1 protein-coding gene is annotated in these 1,307 nt (G+C 66.0%); it reads left to right on the top strand.

Annotated elements, in window-relative coordinates:
• Positions 1-288 precede the first annotated feature (288 nt).
• Positions 289-1,307: NAD(P)/FAD-dependent oxidoreductase (locus AC4FAH_RS07915; RefSeq protein ID WP_490245865.1), on the top strand; the 1,019-nt coding region annotated here is incomplete at its 3' end.

Here is a 1,307-nt window from a genome sequence, read left to right as displayed (position 1 = left end):
GGTGATGACATCCCGCTGCCCTTCGAGGAGCCGAGCCGATCTTGAAACGCGTGTCTTGAAGGGCCTGGATTGCGCCACGCCCGGAACGCTTGAGTAGGACACGCCCGGTGACAACGCGCTTGCCGAGCTGTCGCGCGCGAGGCATGCTCGAAAGATCCCCTGCTGCGCCCCGGCCACCCCCGGGGCGTGCGTCATTGCGGCGCGAATACCTCGATGACGACGCTTCGATATCGACGCCAGGATGACAACACCTCGATAACAACAAGATGACCACAAGGTGAGCAATCAATGAGTGATAGCGAACACACGGAAGTGGCGGTGATCGGCGCGGGCGCCGTGGGTGTCGCCTGCGCCCTGTGGCTGCGGCGCAGCGGCCACGAGGTGACGATGATCGAACGCGAAGGCATCGCCAGCGGCACCTCCTTCGGCAATGCCAGCACCCTGGCGGATTACGGCTGCCTGCCCATCGCTCGTCCGGAAATCTGGCGCAGCATGCCGTCGCTGCTGCTGTCGCCTGACTCGCCTTTCGTCATCGACTGGAAATGCCTGCCGAGGCTCTCGCCCTGGTTGATGCGCTTCATGGGCCAGTGCAACGCCACTCGCTTTCGCGCCAACAGCGAGATGCTGGCCCAGCTGCTCAGCCATACCTACACGGACTACCAGCCGCTGCTGGACGATGCCCCCGCCGCCGCCGCGATGATTCAGCGCAAGGGCTGCCTGTATGCCTACGGCAAGGCCGAGAACCTGCAGGCCGCACAGGGCGATATCCGACTGCGCGACCAGCTCGGCATCCACCAGCAGGTGCTGACGGCGGACGAGCTGATCTCACTGGAACCCGCCATGGAAGGCCACACCGCGGGCGGCGTGCTGTTCCCCTCCTCCTGTCACCTCGATGACCCGCAGGTGTTCATCGACACCCTGGCCACCCCGCTGCGCGAAGAAGGCCGGATCGTCACCGCCGAGGTCATCCGCCTCAGCCGCCAGGCCTCCGGCATGCTGCTGGAGTACGCCGATGGCCGGCGACTCATGGCAGACAGAGTGGTGCTGGCAGCCGGGGCCTGGTCGGCACAGCTGGCGCGCCAGATCGGCGACAGGATTCCGCTGGATACCGAGCGTGGCTATCACATCGAATTCGATCTCGAGCACTCGCCGCTCAACCGCCCGACCTGCCCGGTGGAAAGCGCCTTCTACATGACGCCACTGCACAGCGCCGAGGGTGCGCGCCTGCGCGTGGCCGGCACCGTGGAGCTGAGCTCGCTTGCGGGGCCGGCCAACCCGGCCCGTTTCGACTATCTGGAAAGCCGGGT

This window comes from Cobetia sp. (assembly GCF_983723665.1).
This window is presented reverse-complemented; position numbering and strand designations above follow the sequence as displayed.